The following is an 18338-nucleotide window of genomic DNA, read 5'->3' on the forward strand; positions in this document are numbered from 1 at the left end:
TGCATCTGAACAGATGTTCAAGAGAGCTTCGGAATGTTCACCCAGGCTTCGCCTGTGCGCCTTTTCGGTAGTGCCGGCTACCAGAAAGGCGCACAGGTGGAGCCTATGCTTGGCAAATGACCGAACCCGACATCAAGCCCAGAAGTCGTGACGTCACCGACGGACTGGAAAAGACCGCAGCGCGAGGCATGTTGCGAGCAGTAGGAATGGGTGACGACGACTGGGTCAAGTCCCAGATCGGCGTCGCGTCCTCCTGGAACGAGATCACCCCGTGCAACCTGTCCCTCGACCGCCTTGCCAAAGCCGTCAAGGAAGGTGTCCGGGAGGGCGGTGGGTTCCCCCTCGAATTCGGCACAATCTCCGTGTCCGACGGCATTTCGATGGGTCACGAGGGTATGCACTTCTCCCTCGTCTCCCGTGAAGTCATTGCGGACAGCGTGGAAACCGTCATGCAAGCCGAGCGCCTCGACGGTTCCGTCCTCCTTGCCGGCTGCGACAAGTCACTACCTGGCATGTTGATGGCGGCTGCTCGCCTCGACCTCGCCAGCGTGTTCCTCTACGCCGGTTCCACGTTGCCTGGCGTCGCAAAGCTGTCCGACGGCACTGAACGCGAAGTCACCGTCATCGACGCCTTCGAAGCCGTAGGAGCGTGTGCCCGCGGGCTGATGAGCCGCGAAGACGTCGACACCATCGAGCGCGCCATCTGCCCCGGCGAGGGTGCATGCGGCGGCATGTACACCGCAAACACCATGGCCAGTGCTGCGGAGGCCATGGGTATGTCCCTTCCCGGCAGCGCGTCGCCGCCTGCGCCCGACCGTCGACGCGACGGATTCGCGCGCGAGAGCGGCAAAGCCGTCGTCGAACTCCTTCGTCGGGGAATCACCACCCGCGACATCCTCACCAAGGAAGCATTCGAGAACGCGATAGCGGTTGTCATGGCATTTGGTGGTTCCACCAATGCGGTGCTCCATCTCCTCGCGATCGCACACGAAGCGTATGTCCCTCTGACACTCGACGATTTTGCTCGTGTCGGAGCCAAGGTTCCGCACCTCGCCGACGTGAAGCCTTTCGGAAAACACGTCATGACCGACGTCGACCGCATCGGCGGAGTTCCCGTCATCATGAAGGCGTTGCTCGACGCCGGTCTCATGCACGGCGATTGCCTGACCGTTACCGGCAAGACCGTGGCGGAGAATCTGGCGCACATCACCCCGCCCGATCCGGACGGCAAGGTTCTACGGGCGATGAACAAGCCCATTCACCCGACCGGCGGCATCACGATCCTCAAGGGCTCGTTGGCTCCCGGCGGCGCAGTCGTCAAGTCAGCCGGCTTCGAATCCGACGTATTCACCGGTACTGCACGAGTTTTCGAACGCGAACGGGCCGCTATGGACGCTCTCGAGGACGGCACGATCACTGCCGGCGATGTTGTGGTGATCCGATACGAAGGACCCAAGGGCGGCCCCGGAATGCGCGAGATGCTGGCCATTACGGGCGCCATCAAGGGCGCCGGCCTGGGCAAAGACGTCCTGCTGCTGACCGACGGACGATTCTCCGGCGGAACGACCGGCCTATGCGTCGGGCACGTCGCGCCCGAGGCGGTGGACGGCGGTCCCATCGCGTTTGTTCGTGACGGCGATCAGATCCGGCTCGATGTCAGTACCGGACTGTTGGAACTGCTTGTCGACGACTCGGAACTGCTTGCCCGCAAAGAAGGTTGGGAGCCACTTCCGCCGCGCTACACACGCGGTGTGCTGGCGAAGTACACCAAGCTGGTGGGATCAGCGTCAGGTGGAGCAGTGTGCGGCTGAACCCGAACAGGTAGCGCGCTGATGCCAGACAGCGCACCGATCTAGATCGGCTGGAACCCGGCACCGACGCCTCCATCGGAATTGATATCCGCGATGATCGAGGACATGTTGGTGCCGAGTTCCGGCCCCAGACACGGCACGTACAGGTAGGCGTTCACCATCGCCACCAATGTGGTTCCGACGGTGACAGGGGCTCCGGAATCGCCGTGATCAACACACACCTGCGTCCAGGTTTGGGCGTCGGCGCTCAGATTTCCCCACACGACGCCGCACGTCTGCCCCGTTGTCCGACCTTCTTTGCAGGCGATGGCCGGGAAGCTCGCCGGCTGGCCGATTGACGTGATGGTGGCACTGTCGACGGTCCGCACGGGCGTCACTTTTGCCGGATTGAACTCGATGATGGCGTAGTCGAGCTCCGAATTGGACTCGACGAAGGTGCCGACGACCCCGGCTCCCTCGTCATCCTCCGGAACAACCGTCGAACCAGGTCCGCCACAGTGACCTGCAGTGATCCCCACCAGCCGACCGCCGTTGTCACGCCCGATCGTTGTCAACGTACATATCGTCTCGTCGCTGATGATGATGATGCCGCTGCCCCCGCCGAGGGGTGTTGCCGCGGCAACGGCCGTCCCTGTGACCACCAACCCGAGTCCCAGTGCAATTACGACCGCCGCCAAAACGGAAATGATTCTCTGCAACATCACACACTCCCCGCCGAGATAGTCCCCGCTGCACAAATCGCATACCCCGGATACTCGGCACCTACGCAGGAGAGTTACTCGTTGGTCCCCAGCGCTTCGAGCATCTTGCGTGCTTCTTCGAGTTGACGGCTGAGCTCGTCCACCCTCGCGGCCGCTGCGTCGCGCGCCTCCACGATGATCGATTCGACAGCTTCGATGGCCGTCGGCTCACCCAGTTCGCGGATTGCGCGCTCAACTGCATCGGGTGCCACCGGAACCGCTTTGCCCGGCCGCTTGGCTCCCAAAGTGACGGTGACGCTCCAGTCGTTGTCGGCGCCGGCATGGATGGTGACGCTGACTCCTGGCGGCAGTTTCTTGGCACGCTTGACCGCCGGACGAGGCGCGGGAGCCGCAACGGGCGCAGGGGCCGGAGCGGCTGCTGCCGGTACGGTTCGGGGCTTCGGCCGAGTTTCGACGAGTGGTTCCATGAGCGGTTCGGACTCCACAACTGGTTTAGGGCGGGGCGCCGGCTTGGGGGGCGTCGATGCCACGCGGTTGATGCGCAATTCCTCTGCCTCGAAGGGCAATTCGTCATTGACGCCCTTGGGGCGGATCAGCACGGTATTTCCGTCCACCGACACCACCTTCGCGGAAGTGCCTGCGTCGATGCCGAGGCTGGGAGTTGCCTCGCGCAGGTATACGGTGGCGCGTTTGCCTTCGGCGACTGCCGTGGCGAGAGCTGCCAAATTTTCCGCAGTGAGGTGATCCGGCGTTGATGCGGTAGCGCCGGAACGTCTACGGGGTGGCATGCGCAAATCCTTTCGAGAGTGTCGGTAGAGCTTTTCTCGGGGCAACTCTTGCACAGGGCACCGACGTGTTCCCGCGCAGCGCCGCTCAGGTTCGCCGAATTCAGTACTGTTCGGCAGGCAGCACGTGAAAGATAGTGTCGACAACACCGCAACATGGGACGCAAGGAGCACAGTGAGCAGTTCGGAGTCAGCACCGATCGACGAGGGCACCGAACCATCCGCGTCACTGTCGCGAAGTGGGTTCGACGCCCCTACCTTCAGCCGCATTCAGTCCGACGTCGAAGAGTTCCTCCTCGGCGGTCCTCGTTGTTACACGCAGTCTCAGATCGCCGAATTCGCGGGTGTTTCCCGCGAGCGCGCAGATCGCCTGTGGGTCGCGATGGGATTTGCCGTCGACGACGACCCGGACGCCGTCATGTTCACCCAACAGGACGCCGATGCGTTGCAGGGCATCATCACCATGGTCGATCGTGGAATCATCTCGCGCAGTAGCGAAGTCGCTGCGGCGCGCGCGCTGGGCCAATCGATGTCGCGTCTCGCCGAATGGCAGGTGTCGATCATCGGCACTCACATCGTCGATCAATTGACGGAGTCCGCGGATGACGATCCCGAGGCGATCCGGAAGCAAATTCTGCGACTCGGCGCCGAGATCATCCCCGCTGTCGAATCGCTCCAGACCTACGTGTGGAAGAGGCACATCGCTTCGTCGACGGGACGGAACGTCGGAAATCCCGGAGAAGAATTCTCCAGCCGAATCTTGATCGTCGGTTTTGCCGACATAGTCGGATACACCTCGCTGACTCGGGGACTGGATCCCACCGAGCTGAACGATTTGCTCGAACGCTTCGAATCCGCGTCAACCGAAATCATCGGCCGAAACTTCGGGTGGGTCGTCAAAACTGTCGGTGACGAGGTGATGTTCGCTGTGGAAAGCCCCCGTCACGCTGCCGAAATCGCCTTGCAGATTCAAAGCGCCGTGCTCGCCGACCACGACGATCCACAACTGCGCGTGGGTCTTGCCATGGGTCCGACGCTCGTGCGTTTCGGCGATCTGTACGGGTCGGTGGTCAACAAAGCTGCCAGGCTCACCAGTTCCGCGCGCCCCGGAACGGTACTGATCGATTCGGAATTGGCCGCCGCAGTGAGTGACGACGCCAATTTCAAGCTCCGACACCTCCGGCCGCGACGCGTGCGGGGCATCGACCGCCTCGAGCAGTACGTACTACGACGCAATCTCGAACCGTAATCTCGAACCCTAAAGATCTCGCACCGCAGCTATCTCACGCTCGCCTTGCAGCGAGGAAATCGTCGACTATCTGCGCACACGCCGATTCCCCCAACGGGGTGAGGGTTGCCAACTTCGTGAGCACCAACGGACCGACCAACTGCGCGAGCGCAACGTCGTAGTCGTACTCCCCCAATTCCTCGATGGCCTCGGGCGTACGCAAGACCCGGTCGAACGCGTCCCGGTACTGCTCGATGATCATCTGCCGCAGCGACCGCATCTCCGGTTGGCGCTCGGTCAACGCGGCCGCGCTCGAGTAGCCCGTCAGATCAGGCCCCAAGCCGAGCCAGCACATCGCTGTGACCTGTACGGGAGCGCTCTCGATGGCCTTGGCTTGATTGGTGAGAAGCTCGAGCAGCTGCGCTCGCAGATCGCCCTCTCCCGATAGTGCCGGTACGGACGGCAGTAGCCGCGCAAAGGCAGCAGCCACCAACTCGGTGCCGCTGTCGAAGTGCCGATACAACGTCGCGCGAGCAACATTCGCGAGCTTGGTGACGGCGTCGATCGTCACCGCGTCGACTCCGCCTTCGGCAAGAAGTGTTGTTGCAGCATCGAGCAATCGAGTCCGGGATCGCAGTTTGCGCGGATCCTCGTCTGCTGCCTGCCGATCAGAGCGAACCGTTGTCACAACCACAGTTATACCCAACCTGGGGTTGTGGAACTAGCATTCTCCCAACAATACTGATGGTCTCGTTTCTATGGGAGGCTTCGTGACCAGTAAGACGGAGATCGAACAGAGCACCTGGACGCCGCGGCAGATCTGGATGCTGACCGTCTCGTGCTGCGCGGTGGCATTGGTGGTCGCAGCCATGGCTGCACTCAACACCGCACTCCCCGACATAGCCCGCGACACCGGCGCCACCCAAACTCAGCTCACCTGGATCGTCGACGGCTACACACTCGTGCTCGCCTGCCTGCTGCTGGCCGCCGGAGCACTCGGTGACCGCTACGGCCGACGCGAACTGCTGATGTTCGGGTTGGTCGTCTTTGCAGCAGGCAGCGCGATCCCCGTCTTCATCGACGAACCGTCGTGGATCATCGCCTCCCGCGTCGTCTCGGGAGTGGGTGCCGCATTTGTCATGCCTGCGACACTCTCACTGCTCACGGCCGGTTTTCCGGCTACCCAACGCAGTCGAGCCGTCGGCGTGTGGTCCGGCGTGGCCGGCTCGGGCGCCATCGCCGGACTTGTGATATCCGGTTTCCTGATCGAAAAGTGGTCGTGGCATTCGATATTCATCAGCCTCGCCGTCGTCTCGGGACTAATCCTGGTGGCCTCGTTCACCATCGCGTCTTCGAAGGACGAGGAGACAACTCCACTCGATTTTCTGGGCACTGCACTGATTGCCACGGCGATCGGCCTTTTTGTCCTCGGCATGATCGAAGCACCCGTCCGCGGGTGGCTGAACCCTGTGGTTCTTGCGCTTCTGATCGGCGGAATCGCCACGGGTGTTGTATTCAGCTTCGTGGAATTGCGTTCGGCCCATCCACTTCTCGATGTCGGACTGTTTGCGAACCGTGCATTCGGTAGTAGCGCAACATCACTCGTACTTCAGTTCCTCGCCACATTCGGAATGTTCTTCATGCTTGTGCAGTACCTGCAACTCGTGCTCGATTACTCGCCACTTCAATCAGCACTCGCACTTCTTCCGATGGCCGTCCCCGTCATGGCTCTGTCCGTCGTGTCGCCGCTGCTGATCCCGCTCGTCGGACTCCGAATTCTCACCTCGGTGGGAATTGCGCTTCTCGGCACAGGAATCGCACTCGTGACCCGGTTGGAGTTGGGATCGAGCTACGTCGACGTGTGCATTCCCCTGATCGTCGCGGCCATCGGGTTGGGACTGTGCACCACACCCGCTACCGCTGCAATCGTGTCCAATACACCGGATGCCAAACAGGGCGTCGCGTCGGCGATCAATGACGTCACCCGTGAAATCGGTTCTGCGATAGGCGTTGCGCTTGCGGGCAGCATCCTGGCCACGACGTACGCTCGGCATGTTCAACCTGCTGTGGATATGCTGCCCGAGCCGGCCAAGGAACCGGTCTCGGGTTCCTTGGCCGCGGCCCTGCACATCGCGGAAAGCGCGGGCTCACAAGGCGATCAACTGGCGGACTTCGCCCGTGAAGCCTTCATCGAAGGCATGAACCAAGCTGCACTGACCTTGGCCGTGATCATCTGGGTCTCTGCGGTCATCCTCGGATTCTGGGCACCCGGACGGCAGAAAACCGCAAAGGCGCTGCCGTCGGAATCGACAGCAGCGCCTTTGGCTTGACAGCTAGTGAGTGTCAGGCGGATGCGCGGTCACGTTCTGCAGCGAGGGTGAGCGCGATGTCGACGATCATGTCTTCCTGACCGCCCACCAGACGACGCTGGCCGGCTTCGAGCAGCAACGTGCGGACATCGATGCCGTAGCGCTCCGACGCGGTCTCCGCGTGGCGCAGGAAGCTCGAGTAGACACCTGCGTAGCCGAGCGTGAGGGTTTCACGGTCGACACGAACGGGCCGGTCCTGCAGCGGACGGACGATGTCGTCGGCAGCATCCTGCAATGCGAACAGGTCGCAGCCGTGCTCCCACTCCTCGATGTTGGCGACGGCGATGAATGCCTCGAGGGGGCAGTTACCGGCACCGGCACCGTGACCGGCGAGCGATGCATCGACGCGGGTGACGCCGTTCTGAACTGCCACAACGGAATTGGCAACCGAGAGCGACAGGTTCTCATGCGCGTGGATACCGATTTCGGTGCCCTCGTCGAGGATGTCGCGGTACGCGCGAACACGGTCGGCGACGTCGTTCATCACCAGACGTCCACCCGAGTCGGTGACGTAGACGCAGTGCGCGCCGTACGACTCCATCAACTTGGCCTGCTTCGCCAGTTCTTCGGCAGGCGCCATGTGGCTCATCATCAGGAAGCCGGAGACGTCCATGCCGATCTCGCGGGCGGTCTCGATGTGCTGCGCGGAGACGTCGGCCTCGGTGCAGTGTGTGGCAACGCGAACCGAGCGAACGCCCAGGTCGTAGGCATGCTTGAGTTCACTGATCGTGCCGACACCCGGAAGCAGCAGCGTGGTGAGGCGAGCGTGCTCGAGCACCTCGGCCGCTGCTTCGATCCATTCCCAGTCGGTGTTCGAGCCGGGACCGTAGTTGAGCGAGCCGCCGGCGAGACCGTCGCCGTGTGCAACTTCGATCGCGTCGACGCCGGCAGCGTCGAGAGCGGTGACGATCCGCTTGACGTCGGTGGGCGAAATGCGGTGGCGGACAGCGTGCATGCCGTCACGAAGGGTGACGTCCTGGACGAAGATCTTGCGGTTGCTCACTTGGTTGCTTCCTTCTGCTGGGCGATGCGCTCCGCGATCTGCATTCCGGCGGACGTCATGATGTCGAGGTTGCCGGCGTACGCGGGCAGGTAGTGTGCAGCACCCTCGACCTCGAGGAATACCGACACCTGGTGGGTGGGGCGATTGCCGTCGACGAGCAACGTCTCGACCGGCTGGTCGGCCGGGATCTCGGTGATCTGGACTTCCTGCTTGAGGCGGTAGCCCGGGACGTAGGCGGAGACGTCGCCGACCATCTTCTCGATCGACGCACGGATCTCCTCGTGAACAGCCGGGTCCGGGGCGTCGACGAGGCAGAAGACGGTGTCGCGCATGATCAGCGGCGGCTCAGCCGGATTGAGGATGATGATGGCCTTGCCGCGGCGAGCGCCGCCGACTGCCACGATCGCCTCGGATGTGGTCTCGGTGAACTCGTCGATGTTGGCGCGCGTTCCGGGACCGGCCGACTTGGAGGCAATGGACGCGACGATCTCCGCGTACGCCACCGGGACGACCCGAGAAACAGCGGCAACCATCGGGATCGTGGCCTGGCCACCACACGTCACCATGTTGACGTTAGGTGCGTCCAGGTGCTCGTCCGCGTTGACGGCCGGCACGACGTACGGGCCGATCGCGGCAGGTGTCAGGTCGATCATGCGCTTGCCGAGCGGTGCCAGGCGTGCGTTGTTGGCGACGTGCGCCTTTGCCGACGTTGCGTCGAAGACGATCTCGATCTCGTCGAAGTTCGGCAGACCGACGAGGCCCTCGACGCCTTCGGCGGTGATCGGCACGTTCAGGCGCGCCGCGCGAGCCAAACCGTCCGACGCGGGATCGATGCCGACCATGGCACCCATCTCCAGGTAGTCGGAATTACGCAGCACCTTGATCATCAGATCGGTGCCGATGTTGCCCGATCCGATGATCGCGACCTTGACCTTGCTCATGCGATGTCCCCTTTAGTGGAAAAACTTGTGGTGACCGAACCGAGTCCGGATACGTTCACGGTGACGACATTTCCCGCTACAACCGGCGCCATGGGGCCGAGAGCGCCGGAGAGAATGACCTGACCTGCAGTCAACGGCTGACCGAGTTCGCGGGCCGTGCGGGCGAGCCAGACAACTGCCTCGATGGGATCGCCCAAGCAGGCGGTTCCGACGCCGGTGGACACCTCGGTGCCGTCGACGCTCATCGACATGACAACGTCAGCAGGTTCAACCTCGGCGAGGGTGTGACGCTCGGTGCCGAGGACGTACACGCCGGACGACGCGTTATCGGCCACGGTGTCACCGAACTTGATGTCCCAGGACTCGATGCGACTGTCGCAGATCTCGATCGCCGCGACGGAGTATTCGATCGCGTCGCGGACCTGGGCGTTGTCCAGCGGGCCGTCGACGAGGTCGGCGCCAAGTACGAAGGCAACCTCGGCCTCGACCTTGGGCTGGATCAGGCGGTCCATCGGGATCGACTCGCTGCCGGTGAAGTCCATATCGGCGTACAGAACACCGAGGTCGGGCTGATCGACGCCGAGTTGCTGCTGGACTGCCACCGAGGTCAGGCCGATCTTGCGGCCCACAACGACGGCACCGGCATTGCGACGGATTTCGTCGACGCGGCGCTGCACGGCGTATGCGGCAACGAGGTCTTCACTTCCGATCAGATCCCGCACGGGTGCGCAGGGCACGCCGGTTGCGGCGGCGGTCGCGAGGCGATCCGCGGCAGCGGCGATGTCGGTCTCGCTCGCTGTACTGGAATTCGAGGGCTGGCTCATGACCCCTACTTTCCAGGCTTGTACCCCACTACGCCAGGCTGATGTCTCACTCACCGATACGATTGACGAATGACTGGTGCCGCAAACCTCGACACCGTGCTCGGTAAAGCCGTGACGATCTTGCGCGCCTTCCGCCCCGACGACCACGCCGTGCCCCTCGCGACGCTTGTCGCGCGGACCGGATTGCACAAGGCGACAGTGCACCGCCTCGCCGGTGAACTGGTCGCGAACCGGCTACTCGACCGCGTCGAGGGTGGCTACCGCCTGAGCGGCGGCCTGTTCGAACTCGGCATGCTCGCCTCGCTCGAGCGCAGCCTCCTGGAAATGGCGATGCCGTTCCTGCAAGACCTGTACGAGCGAACCCATGAAACTGTGCATCTCGGTGTGCGCGACGGTCATGACGTCGTGTACATCGCCAAGATCGGTGGGCATCGCCAAGCCAACTCCCCCTCGCGCACCGGTGGACGAATTCCGCTGTACTGCACGGCAATCGGCAAGGCTTTGCTGGCGTACTCGGATCCGGAGTTTCGCCGCGAAGTGCTCGCGGCACCGATGACCCGACGCACCCCGCACACGATCGTCGCGCCAGGCATCCTGAGCAATCAGCTGGATCGGGTCTTCGAAACCGGTGTCGCCTTCGAACGCGAAGAATCAGCGCCGGGCCTCACGTGTGTGGCCGCGCCGGTATTCGGAAGCAACGACAAACTGGTGGCAGCCATCAGCGTCACCGGCCCCACCACTCGGTTCAAGCCCGAAAGCCAGGTAACCGTCCTGCGTGCAGCCGCCGAAGGGTTGCGCAGCACGATGGCCCGCCGCGAGCACCTGCGCTGACCAGGGAAATAGTCACGCCCGATACGCGGGCGCCTTGGCAGAGCTGCGAGTCTCCAGGGTCTCGAGCAACGGCAACGCCCGGAACGGCACAACCACCGACAGAACCATCACGCTGGTGGAGCGCGTGGCCACTCCCGAACGATTGAGGTCGAGCAGGGTCTGCTGCAAACCTTGATGCGACGCTGCGGCGACTCGACACAGAACGTCACCGGCTCCCGTGGTCGCAAACGCTTCGATCACACCGGGTATGGCTTCGAGTTTGACCGTGACGGTGTCGAGCGCACCTTGGGCAATCTCCAGGGTCACAAATGCCTGCACGCCGAAACCTGCTGCAGCCAGGTCGATATGGGGCTCGTAGCCGGCGATGATTCCGCCGTCCTCGAGCCGGCGCAGTCTGGCCTGCACAGTGGCCCGAGCTACCCTGGTCACCCTCGACAGTTCGAGTGCCCCCGCCCGCGGATGCGTGTGCATCGCTTCGAGCAGCGCCAGGTCCAGACCGTCGATCGACACTGCACTGCGTACCGATTCCACCATGGCTTCCAACCTATACACAGCGACTGGAAAACCACACCCATCTAGCGGTATTCCGTCGAAACGGCTAGCAGGAAGCACGCCCGTTGACTAGCTGCATCGCGCCGGACTTAGCTACATGCATCGACACCGCTGGGAGGACACGAGATGACCATCGAACACAGCATCACCGACGAGGAACGACTGGCCGGACTCGATCTCGAACAACTACGCCAACTGGTGGGACTGGTCGAATACGACGACGCTTCGGATCCCTTTCCGGTCCACGGATGGGACGGACTCGAGTGGATCGTCGGCAACGCCACCCAGACTTCCCACTTCTATCAGTCCGCCTTCGGCATGACATTGGTGGCCTACTCGGGTCCATCCACCGGTAACCGCGACCACCACGCGTTTGTACTCGAAAGCGGCGCAGTGCGTTTCATCGTCAAGGGAGCAGTAGACCCGGCAAGCGAGTTGATCGAGCACCATCGCGTACACGGCGACGGTATCCGCGACATCACCTTGAACGTCCCCGATGTCGACAAAGCCATAGCGCACGCAATTACGCAGGGCGCGCGGGTCATTGCCGAACCGCACGATATTGCCGATGATCACGGCAGCGTCCGCCTCGCCACCATCGCGACGTACGGCGACACGCGACACACACTTGTCGACAGGTCCGGATACCACGGACCGTATCTGCCCGGATATGTCAGTCGCACATCGTCATTCGTTGCCCGTCAGGGTGCACCCGAGCACATCTTCCAAGCTCTCGATCACGTCGTCGGGAATGTTGAACTCGGGAAGATGGACGAGTGGGTCGACTTCTACCGCCGCGTCATGGGGTTCACCAACATGGCGGAGTTCGTCGGTGGGGACATCGCAACCGACTACTCCGCGCTGATGAGCAAAGTGGTCTCCAGCGGCGACCACCGCGTCAAGTTTCCGCTCAATGAACCCGCCATCGCGAAGAAGCGATCACAGATCGACGAGTACCTGGAGTTCTACCAAGGCCCGGGCGCCCAACATCTGGCACTCGCCACTGCCGACATCCTGGCCGCCGTCGACGCACTTGTTGCCGAAGGAATCGAGTTCCTGTCGACACCGGCGTCGTACTACGAAGATCCCGAGCTGCGGGCCCGAATCGGGAAGGTGCGGGTCCCCATCGACGAACTACAGAAACGAGGCATCCTCGTCGATCGAGACGAGGACGGCTACCTCTTGCAGATTTTCACCAAACCGATCGGCGACCGACCCACCGTGTTCTTCGAACTCATCGAACGCCACGGCTCACTCGGTTTCGGCTTGGGCAACTTCAAGGCACTGTTCGAGGCGATCGAGCGTGAGCAGGCGATGCGCGGAAACTTCTAGGTGTCTGCGCTCCACTGCCACACAACAGACGGGCGACCCGTTGTACTGACCCGCACCCGCTCGTCGGTACGTTCCAGTCCGGGTAAGGATTTGAGTGTGCGGTTGAGATTGCCAGGGTCCGGACGGGCGCCGGAAAGTTCCTCGGCGACGGCCAACGCATAGGACGCCGGAAACGACGCACCGGTCAGTGCCCGAGTGAAGACCTCATCGCGCCACAACAGAGAGTCCGCAAGGATCGGCCGGGTATCCGCCACTATCCGATTGTGATCGAATGCAAGATCACCCGGGTTGTCCCAGCTCACCCATTCCGGAGTGATGTCACCCATAGGCACATCTTCGGAGGTGATAACGGCCCACATGGTTACCGACAGTGTCGGACCACGCGGGTCTCGATGAGGTTCGTCGAACACTGCCAACTGTCCGCTCGCCAGAATCGCATCGTCGGGCAGCCCGAGCTTGGTGGTCACCGCTCGCCGAGCCGCATCCTGGAGCCGTTCACCCGCACCGAGCAGTACACCGGGCAACGCACGCTGCCCGGTGTACGGTTCTGCCTGCCGCTGCGCGACGGCAAAACGCAACTGGCCCGGTTCCGGATTGTCGAAACGCAGAGCGATAACGTCGATCGAGACAAGTGACTGTTCCACGCCATCCATCATGCAGGCACGCCGGCGCGAAGCCGACGGTCGGCCCGGTCCGGTCCGTCCGAAGTAAGCACTACCGGAACGCCGGCCTCGCTACCCAGGTAATCGATAAACGGCTCGGCTTCTGCCGGAACGTCCCGTCTCACAGCCGACATGGCCCGCAGCGCTTCCGTCAACGCTGCCTGGTGTTCGAGATCCTTCCACTCTCCGACAGGGATCTTTCCGACGGGTATACCCGCGCACCCGTCATACCTGTCCACACCCTGGATCGGGGTTCCCGCCGTTGTCGCACGCTCCAGCGCGTCGAGGTGCGTGAGGGCCAACCCGTCGACGCCGCCGCAGACCTCGATCGCGTACCGCAGCAGCAGTGTGTCGAGGTGCCCTACCCGAAATGACCCCTGGTACTCGCCGACGCCGTTGTGCGGTTCCGGCAGGACCGCCCCGAGCGCGCTGTCCTCCGTCGGAAGGGGCCCGGCACCGTGACGCGTGGTGTACGTGCGGGTCACGCCGAGCACATAACTCTCCCTGCCTATTTCGGAGACCATCGTGCGGGCATTGGACGGTTCCACCGTCGACCACGTGGTGTGCGGGTGAAATCCACGCCACTCGTCCAGGAGGACACCCTGTGCGCCTTCGAAGACCAATCGGCCACGTGCACCGATGGACTCCAGCGCCCCAGGGCCGACAATATCCACTACTGCAGCACATTCCGCGTACATGTCGACCATGTCCACTATCTCTGGAAACCCATGACGACTGTCGGTGATCAACGGTCCGTAGTACGCCGCCATGTTCTCGAGCTTGCGAGCAAGCACATCCGGCCGTCGGCAGTCCCCGACAGTCGGCGCATCAGGGCGCTCGAGCGCGTACGCCGCCGTCTCACCGATTCCCTTGCCACACGAGCCATGTCGATTGCCACCTCGCGCATCCTCACGAGCCCGATTGGCCGCAACGTGAATCGGCGTGGTCAACAGTGCCCGCCCGTCGATGGTCAACAGGTCGAATGGATCTTGCACGCCAACAGCTTCCAACGCTCGCGCTTCCCTCGCCAAAGAGATCGGCTCGACCAGCATGAATTGGGAGAGAAACGTGGGGACACCGTTGAGCGTCCCCGATCCGAATTGCGAGAAGGTGTGGTGGCGTTCTCCGTTCACGACATTGTGAGCGGCCTGCGCACCTCCGTTGAATCGAACCACTGCCGCAACATCGAGATCCGCCTGCGGTGAGCAGAGCCAGTCGACCGTGGCACCCTTTCCGGCGTCGCCGAAGCCGAGGTCGACGACAATAATGTCACTCCGAGCGTCCATTGTGTCCTCCCTCAGTCTGTGTCCTAACTCAGTCGAAATCGACGTCATCCGAGCCTGTTCCGAGATCCTTCGGCAATGCAGCCGCCCGTGCGGGCGTCCTTCTCGTGATTCTCGCCAGTGCCTTGTGCACCGTCTTGGCCTCGGCTGCCGATCCCACATCGCGAAGGTCGGCCAATCCGTCACTCAAGTCGATGCGGTCTTCACCGATCCCCACGGTCAGGGCGATGAGTTCGCACACGGCGGCAGGATCGTCGAGCTTGAGGAAGCGTTCACCCAGGAGATCCGTCCAGTGGTCCGCGATCTCCGGATCGTTGTAGTACGACGACTGATTGGGCAACACGAAGTAGACGTTCCACTTTTGCTCCAGTTCCCGATACACCGAGGGAACGGAAATATCGCGTCGAACCTTGTCGCCGATCACGTCGCGAATGTGACGACCCGACAGTCGCGGCTTGTTCAATTCGTCGCCGATGATGAACAGGTAACCTTTGCGGCCCCTCTTCTCCCAAGCGTCGGTGCTCGTGTGACGAGCCATGAAATATGCTGCCAGTTCGTAGCTTTCCGATTTCTGGCCACCACCGTTCCCTTCGAGGAAGATGGTGCGCAACTGCTCGTCCATCGCGTTACCCGATTCGAATTGCCCTACCTGCAGGGGAACCCGATCGGAATCCGCGTCTCCGATTCCACCGAACAGAATCTGCGGGTCGTCTGCATATCCTTTGCGTTGCAGCAATCCGTGCAGCTTCCCGAGCTTGTCCTGCATGATGCGCGGAACGGCACCCATCGAACCGGTGACGTCGAAAAGTACTGCAATAGGCAAAGAATCAGGGTGTCCATCCGAATCCCGGCATTCTCGTTTGTCTACACCGAACGGATCGAGAGTGGGATCTGCTTTCCAACTGTTTCGCGGACGCGACCGTAGCGTGTCGGTGTACCCGAAATCGTCGACACCGCGTGCGGCACGGAATGTCTTGCCCGCCAGGTATGTGTTGTCGTCCCAATATCCGTATCCCATGATGAATCACTGCCTTTCAGATTGGGCGGACGGTAAACGCCCGAAAGGTGCGTTCGCCGTATAGAAGGTCGAGGAGTTCGTCGAACTCGCCGAGGAGATCAGTGGCGTCGGGTCGTAGTCGTGGATTGTCTTGCATACACCCCAGTGCAAAAGTCTTCATACGACTGGGGATTCGGTCGCCGAGCATAGTCGTCATCAACTGATGCGCCATGTAGACGTCCCACCCCGGGGAAGCTGCTTCGCCAAGTTCCGGCGGATAGGCACTTCGGCAGGAACTGATCTTTGCTGCCGGCCGCATTCCTGAACGAGTCGCAAACGACCAGCCCACCAGCACCACGCCATGTAATTCGGGCTGTATCAGCACATTTTCCTCGACGATCGCTGTATGGACCCAATCCGCCTGGTGTGCTGCCGCAAGTGCGCGCAACAGGCGTCGGTGCATCCAGGCCCAGTCTCGTGGATCGAGGCCGTTCGGGTAAGCGCGGCGAACATCGGCGAGGGTGACAAAGCCGGTGGACAGATCATCGAGCACATTGATCCGGCGAACTTCCCCCGAAGCTGGGTCGGCCGCCGAAATGCGGTCGACCAGCGTCGGGAGGTACGGCGCGCCGCGGATGTCGGTGAGCGCCGACCTCTCAGTCTCCATCAGCGGGTTCGCTCGCCGACTCCGAGGGATCTTCACCACAACAGATGCCCCGGATCGGTCCTGCGCACGGTAGAGAGTTGCCACCGAACCTCGGGCGAGGACATCACCCAACACGTACTCGTTGTTGTCCCCGACATATGTCGCGGATGACTGCACTGCTTCGGCTTCCGCCACCCAACTGCGGTACAGCTCATTCAACCGAGTTGTTGCGGCAGCGTATCGCGCAACATCACTCGCCTGCGCCCGATCCGGATGGATCGCAGCAACCAAGCAATGGAATTGACGCTTCGCCTGCCGGCGCGATTCCGAATAAGTGGTGGCACTTCCGAACAGCTCGGTCGAGGTTGTTGCCGCCTCGACAGTTTCGAGATCGTTCTTCACCGTGTTCATGAGTTTTAGTCTAAGTGACTAAAACTGATCGCGCAAGGCGGCTCCTTCCGAGCATCACAGTCTTGCTAGGCCGGTTCCGCCACTAGCGCACCGGGGCGACTTCTTCCGAGGAATACCGCAGAAGCGAACAGGAAGAACAGTGCGCCGACAAAGGTGCCGATGTTCGCCACGTTGGGATCAAGCGTGTTCCCGTCTTTCAGAATGAACGAACCGACTGCGGACACGCCAAATGCGATAGATCCGAGAGCGTTGAGCCACACACTTTGCCATTCCGCCGATCGAGACGCCCAGCGCGTATTCGAGCGCCACAGCATGAGTATCGCCAGAAAACTTGACGCCAAGAACGCAATCGACCCCTCGGCGTCGGGATTCCACACGAGGTTGATCTCTCCACGAACATTGAGCGTGCGCATAGCTGATCCGGTGCTGATATTGAACATGATGGTGCCGAGCAATTGCACCGCTGCAGACAACCACACAACGCGTACCGCAGGCCTACCCGAATCAGTGATGATGACGGGACCGGCGAGCGCCAATTGAACAATCGCCGCTGCGGTGAAGAACCACGACCCGACAAAGAAGAGAAGATTCACGAGCGTTGCTCCGAAAAGCGACGACAAGTAGGGGGCTGAACCAAGCGCAAAGAGCGTCGATCCGATCACGAAGCCCCAGGACTGTACGCGAAGTGTCGGATGAATCAGCATGCGCTGCATTGTAGTTCAATGGAAGTGCGATACCCGGCATTTCTGCTGTGCGCCACACTCCGTTCACCCGGCTCGTGTTCAGTTGCAGAGGCGATACTCTCGCTCACTCATTCACTCGGATCGTCGGGCACGTTCCTGCCCGTGAAGGGAATCACCATGGCCAGCGTTACTTTCGACCGCGCAACTCGTTCATACGGGGGAACCGATCGACCCGCACTCGACCAACTCGAGCTGGATATCGCAGACGGAGAGTTCCTTGTACTCGTCGGGCCGTCGGGCTGCGGGAAATCGACGTCTCTGCGGATGCTTGCCGGACTCGAACCCGTTGATTCGGGCCGAATTCTGATCGGCGATCGTGATGTCACCGATGTGGAACCGCAGCATCGCGATATCGCGATGGTTTTCCAGAATTACGCGCTCTATCCACACATGAGCGTGGGAGCAAACATGGGCTTTGCCCTCAAGATTGCCGGGGTTCCGAAGCAGGAACGGGAAGCTCGAGTGCTCGAAGCCGCCCGAGTGCTGGATCTCGAGCAGTACCTCGATCGCAAACCGAAGGCACTCTCGGGTGGGCAAAGGCAACGAGTTGCCATGGGTAGGGCCATTGTTCGCAATCCCCAGGTATTCCTTATGGACGAGCCGCTGTCCAATCTCGACGCCAAACTGCGAGTGCAGACTCGAACGCAGATTGCCTCCCTGACCCGCCGACTCGGTGTCACCACCGTGTACGTCACCCACGACCAGGTCGAAGCGATGACCATGGGTGATCGTGTTGCGGTACTCAAAGACGGTGTGTTGCAGCAGGTAGATACGCCTCGCCGCCTGTACACGAGTCCCGCCAACATCTTTGTTGCCGGATTCATCGGCTCACCCGCCATGAGCTTCATCGATCTCGACCTCGACGACGGTGAGATGTCACTCGGCGGGACGGCGTACCGCGTTCCACGTTCCGTCGCCGATGCCTCACTGACTCCCCACGTCACAGTGGGTATCCGGCCGGAGTCGTTTGTGCGGGTGGACAAGGGAATTACCGTCGTTGTCGACGTTGTCGAAGAACTGGGCGCCGACGCATTTGTCTACGGCCACACCATGATCAACGGCAAGCGCCATGAGTTGGTGATTCGCGAGGAAGGAAATAGTGCGCCGCCGATCGGCTCACGATTCGACGTTCTTCCCGTAGCCGAAAGCATGCACCTCTTCGACCCGACCACCGGCACCCGCCTGTCCACCGATGACACCGCTGTGCACGTGTAAGCCC

The 18338-nt window shown here is 61.9% G+C and carries 18 protein-coding genes; 6 read left to right on the top strand and 12 right to left on the bottom strand.

Going from position 1 to position 18338, the window contains the following annotated elements; genetic code table 11:
- Nucleotides 1–116 precede the first annotated feature (116 nt).
- Nucleotides 117–1811, top strand: a complete 1695-nt coding sequence (ilvD, locus tag RG2_RS27190; RefSeq protein ID WP_033236651.1) for a dihydroxy-acid dehydratase — start codon at nucleotides 117–119, stop codon at nucleotides 1809–1811.
- A 41-nt stretch (nucleotides 1812–1852) separates the two neighbouring features.
- Here ilvD and RG2_RS27195 read toward each other — a convergent pair whose 3' ends face one another.
- The gene (locus RG2_RS27195; protein ID WP_033236650.1) at nucleotides 1853–2512 is read right to left on the bottom strand and encodes a chymotrypsin family serine protease; all 660 of its coding nucleotides are present in this window, start codon (nucleotides 2510–2512) and stop codon (nucleotides 1853–1855) included.
- A gap of 74 nt (nucleotides 2513–2586) precedes the next feature.
- Nucleotides 2587–3300, bottom strand: coding sequence for a DUF6319 family protein (locus RG2_RS27200; RefSeq protein ID WP_033236649.1), 714 nt, complete (start codon nucleotides 3298–3300; stop codon nucleotides 2587–2589).
- 196 nt (nucleotides 3301–3496) lie between these two features.
- Between RG2_RS27200 and RG2_RS27205 the strand changes: the two genes are divergently transcribed.
- A complete protein-coding gene (locus tag RG2_RS27205) occupies nucleotides 3497–4546 on the top strand; it encodes an adenylate/guanylate cyclase domain-containing protein (RefSeq protein ID WP_371851348.1) in 1050 nt (349 codons plus the stop codon).
- 34 nt (nucleotides 4547–4580) lie between these two features.
- On the opposite strand, the gene RG2_RS27210 is transcribed toward RG2_RS27205, so the two are convergent.
- Nucleotides 4581–5213 carry a TetR/AcrR family transcriptional regulator gene (locus tag RG2_RS27210; RefSeq protein ID WP_033236691.1) on the bottom strand — a complete coding sequence of 211 codons (633 nt, stop codon included), beginning with the start codon at nucleotides 5211–5213 and terminating at the stop codon, nucleotides 4581–4583.
- Between the two features lie 70 nt (nucleotides 5214–5283).
- On the opposite strand from RG2_RS27210, the gene RG2_RS27215 reads away from it, so the two are divergent.
- The gene (locus RG2_RS27215) at nucleotides 5284–6855 is read left to right on the top strand and encodes an MFS transporter (protein WP_033236647.1); all 1572 of its coding nucleotides are present in this window, start codon (nucleotides 5284–5286) and stop codon (nucleotides 6853–6855) included.
- Between the two features lie 13 nt (nucleotides 6856–6868).
- Here the strand turns inward: RG2_RS27215 and dmpG are convergent, their stop codons facing one another.
- The 3 genes from dmpG to RG2_RS27230 are packed head-to-tail and all read right to left on the bottom strand — an operon-like array spanning nucleotide 6869 to nucleotide 9662.
- On the bottom strand, nucleotides 6869–7897 hold the full coding sequence (gene dmpG / locus RG2_RS27220; protein WP_033236646.1) for a 4-hydroxy-2-oxovalerate aldolase: 1029 nt from the start codon (nucleotides 7895–7897) through the stop codon (nucleotides 6869–6871).
- Nucleotides 7894–8838, bottom strand: a complete 945-nt coding sequence (locus RG2_RS27225; protein WP_033236645.1) for an acetaldehyde dehydrogenase (acetylating) — start codon at nucleotides 8836–8838, stop codon at nucleotides 7894–7896. Before RG2_RS27225 ends, dmpG begins: the two co-directional genes overlap by 4 nt.
- Nucleotides 8835–9662, bottom strand: a complete 828-nt coding sequence (locus RG2_RS27230) for a 2-keto-4-pentenoate hydratase (RefSeq protein ID WP_033236644.1) — start codon at nucleotides 9660–9662, stop codon at nucleotides 8835–8837. Before RG2_RS27230 ends, RG2_RS27225 begins: the two co-directional genes overlap by 4 nt.
- Before the next feature lie 69 nt (nucleotides 9663–9731).
- Between RG2_RS27230 and RG2_RS27235 the strand changes: the two genes are divergently transcribed.
- Entirely contained in the window at nucleotides 9732–10493 is a 762-nt protein-coding gene (locus RG2_RS27235) for an IclR family transcriptional regulator (RefSeq protein WP_033236643.1), read from the top strand.
- A gap of 12 nt (nucleotides 10494–10505) precedes the next feature.
- On the opposite strand, the gene RG2_RS27240 is transcribed toward RG2_RS27235, so the two are convergent.
- Entirely contained in the window at nucleotides 10506–11027 is a 522-nt protein-coding gene (locus RG2_RS27240) for an Lrp/AsnC family transcriptional regulator (RefSeq protein ID WP_033236642.1), read from the bottom strand.
- 144 nt (nucleotides 11028–11171) lie between these two features.
- Here RG2_RS27240 and hppD point away from each other — a divergent pair, with 144 nt between their 5' ends.
- Complete coding sequence (hppD, locus tag RG2_RS27245; RefSeq protein ID WP_033236641.1) at nucleotides 11172–12377, top strand: 4-hydroxyphenylpyruvate dioxygenase; 1206 nt, start codon at nucleotides 11172–11174, stop codon at nucleotides 12375–12377.
- Here hppD and RG2_RS27250 read toward each other — a convergent pair.
- From RG2_RS27250 to RG2_RS27270, 5 genes are all read right to left on the bottom strand, one after another.
- Nucleotides 12374–13033, bottom strand: a complete 660-nt coding sequence (locus tag RG2_RS27250; RefSeq protein WP_033236640.1) for an NUDIX hydrolase — start codon at nucleotides 13031–13033, stop codon at nucleotides 12374–12376. The genes hppD and RG2_RS27250 overlap by 4 nt on opposite strands.
- Nucleotides 13030–14325, bottom strand: a complete 1296-nt coding sequence (locus RG2_RS27255; protein ID WP_033236639.1) for an adenylosuccinate synthetase — start codon at nucleotides 14323–14325, stop codon at nucleotides 13030–13032. Before RG2_RS27255 ends, RG2_RS27250 begins: the two co-directional genes overlap by 4 nt.
- A 28-nt stretch (nucleotides 14326–14353) precedes the next feature.
- Nucleotides 14354–15340, bottom strand: coding sequence for a hypothetical protein (locus RG2_RS27260; protein ID WP_033236638.1), 987 nt, complete (start codon nucleotides 15338–15340; stop codon nucleotides 14354–14356).
- Between the two features lie 16 nt (nucleotides 15341–15356).
- Nucleotides 15357–16376, bottom strand: a complete 1020-nt coding sequence (locus RG2_RS27265) for a serine/threonine-protein kinase (RefSeq protein WP_033236637.1) — start codon at nucleotides 16374–16376, stop codon at nucleotides 15357–15359.
- Between the two features lie 65 nt (nucleotides 16377–16441).
- Nucleotides 16442–17080 carry a hypothetical protein gene (locus RG2_RS27270; RefSeq protein WP_033236690.1) on the bottom strand — a complete coding sequence of 213 codons (639 nt, stop codon included), beginning with the start codon at nucleotides 17078–17080 and terminating at the stop codon, nucleotides 16442–16444.
- 156 nt (nucleotides 17081–17236) lie between these two features.
- On the opposite strand from RG2_RS27270, the gene RG2_RS27275 reads away from it, so the two are divergent.
- A complete protein-coding gene (locus tag RG2_RS27275; protein WP_033236689.1) occupies nucleotides 17237–18334 on the top strand; it encodes an ABC transporter ATP-binding protein in 1098 nt (365 codons plus the stop codon).
- Nucleotides 18335–18338: the final 4 nt, after the last annotated feature.

This window comes from Rhodococcus globerulus NBRC 14531 (genome assembly GCF_001894805.1).
GTDB lineage: Bacteria > Actinomycetota > Actinomycetes > Mycobacteriales > Mycobacteriaceae > Rhodococcus_F > Rhodococcus_F globerula.

Excerpts from the sequence above, each read along its gene's own strand:
- RG2_RS27270 (WP_033236690.1), bottom strand. The coding sequence starts at position 17,080 with ATGCTGATTCATCCGACACTTCGCGTACAGTCCTGGGGCTTCGTGATC.
- RG2_RS27230 (WP_033236644.1), bottom strand. The coding sequence starts at position 9,662 with ATGAGCCAGCCCTCGAATTCCAGTACAGCGAGCGAGACCGACATCGCC.
- RG2_RS27195 (WP_033236650.1), bottom strand. The coding sequence starts at position 2,512 with ATGTTGCAGAGAATCATTTCCGTTTTGGCGGCGGTCGTAATTGCACTG.
- RG2_RS27200 (WP_033236649.1), bottom strand. The coding sequence starts at position 3,300 with ATGCCACCCCGTAGACGTTCCGGCGCTACCGCATCAACGCCGGATCAC.
- RG2_RS27260 (WP_033236638.1), bottom strand. The coding sequence starts at position 15,340 with ATGGGATACGGATATTGGGACGACAACACATACCTGGCGGGCAAGACA.
- RG2_RS27235 (WP_033236643.1), top strand. The coding sequence starts at position 9,732 with ATGACTGGTGCCGCAAACCTCGACACCGTGCTCGGTAAAGCCGTGACG.
- hppD (WP_033236641.1), top strand. The coding sequence starts at position 11,172 with ATGACCATCGAACACAGCATCACCGACGAGGAACGACTGGCCGGACTC.
- RG2_RS27240 (WP_033236642.1), bottom strand. The coding sequence starts at position 11,027 with ATGGTGGAATCGGTACGCAGTGCAGTGTCGATCGACGGTCTGGACCTG.
- RG2_RS27255 (WP_033236639.1), bottom strand. The coding sequence starts at position 14,325 with ATGGACGCTCGGAGTGACATTATTGTCGTCGACCTCGGCTTCGGCGAC.
- ilvD (WP_033236651.1), top strand. The coding sequence starts at position 117 with ATGACCGAACCCGACATCAAGCCCAGAAGTCGTGACGTCACCGACGGA.
- RG2_RS27225 (WP_033236645.1), bottom strand. The coding sequence starts at position 8,838 with ATGAGCAAGGTCAAGGTCGCGATCATCGGATCGGGCAACATCGGCACC.
- RG2_RS27215 (WP_033236647.1), top strand. The coding sequence starts at position 5,284 with ATGGGAGGCTTCGTGACCAGTAAGACGGAGATCGAACAGAGCACCTGG.
- RG2_RS27275 (WP_033236689.1), top strand. The coding sequence starts at position 17,237 with ATGGCCAGCGTTACTTTCGACCGCGCAACTCGTTCATACGGGGGAACC.
- RG2_RS27250 (WP_033236640.1), bottom strand. The coding sequence starts at position 13,033 with ATGATGGATGGCGTGGAACAGTCACTTGTCTCGATCGACGTTATCGCT.
- RG2_RS27265 (WP_033236637.1), bottom strand. The coding sequence starts at position 16,376 with ATGAACACGGTGAAGAACGATCTCGAAACTGTCGAGGCGGCAACAACC.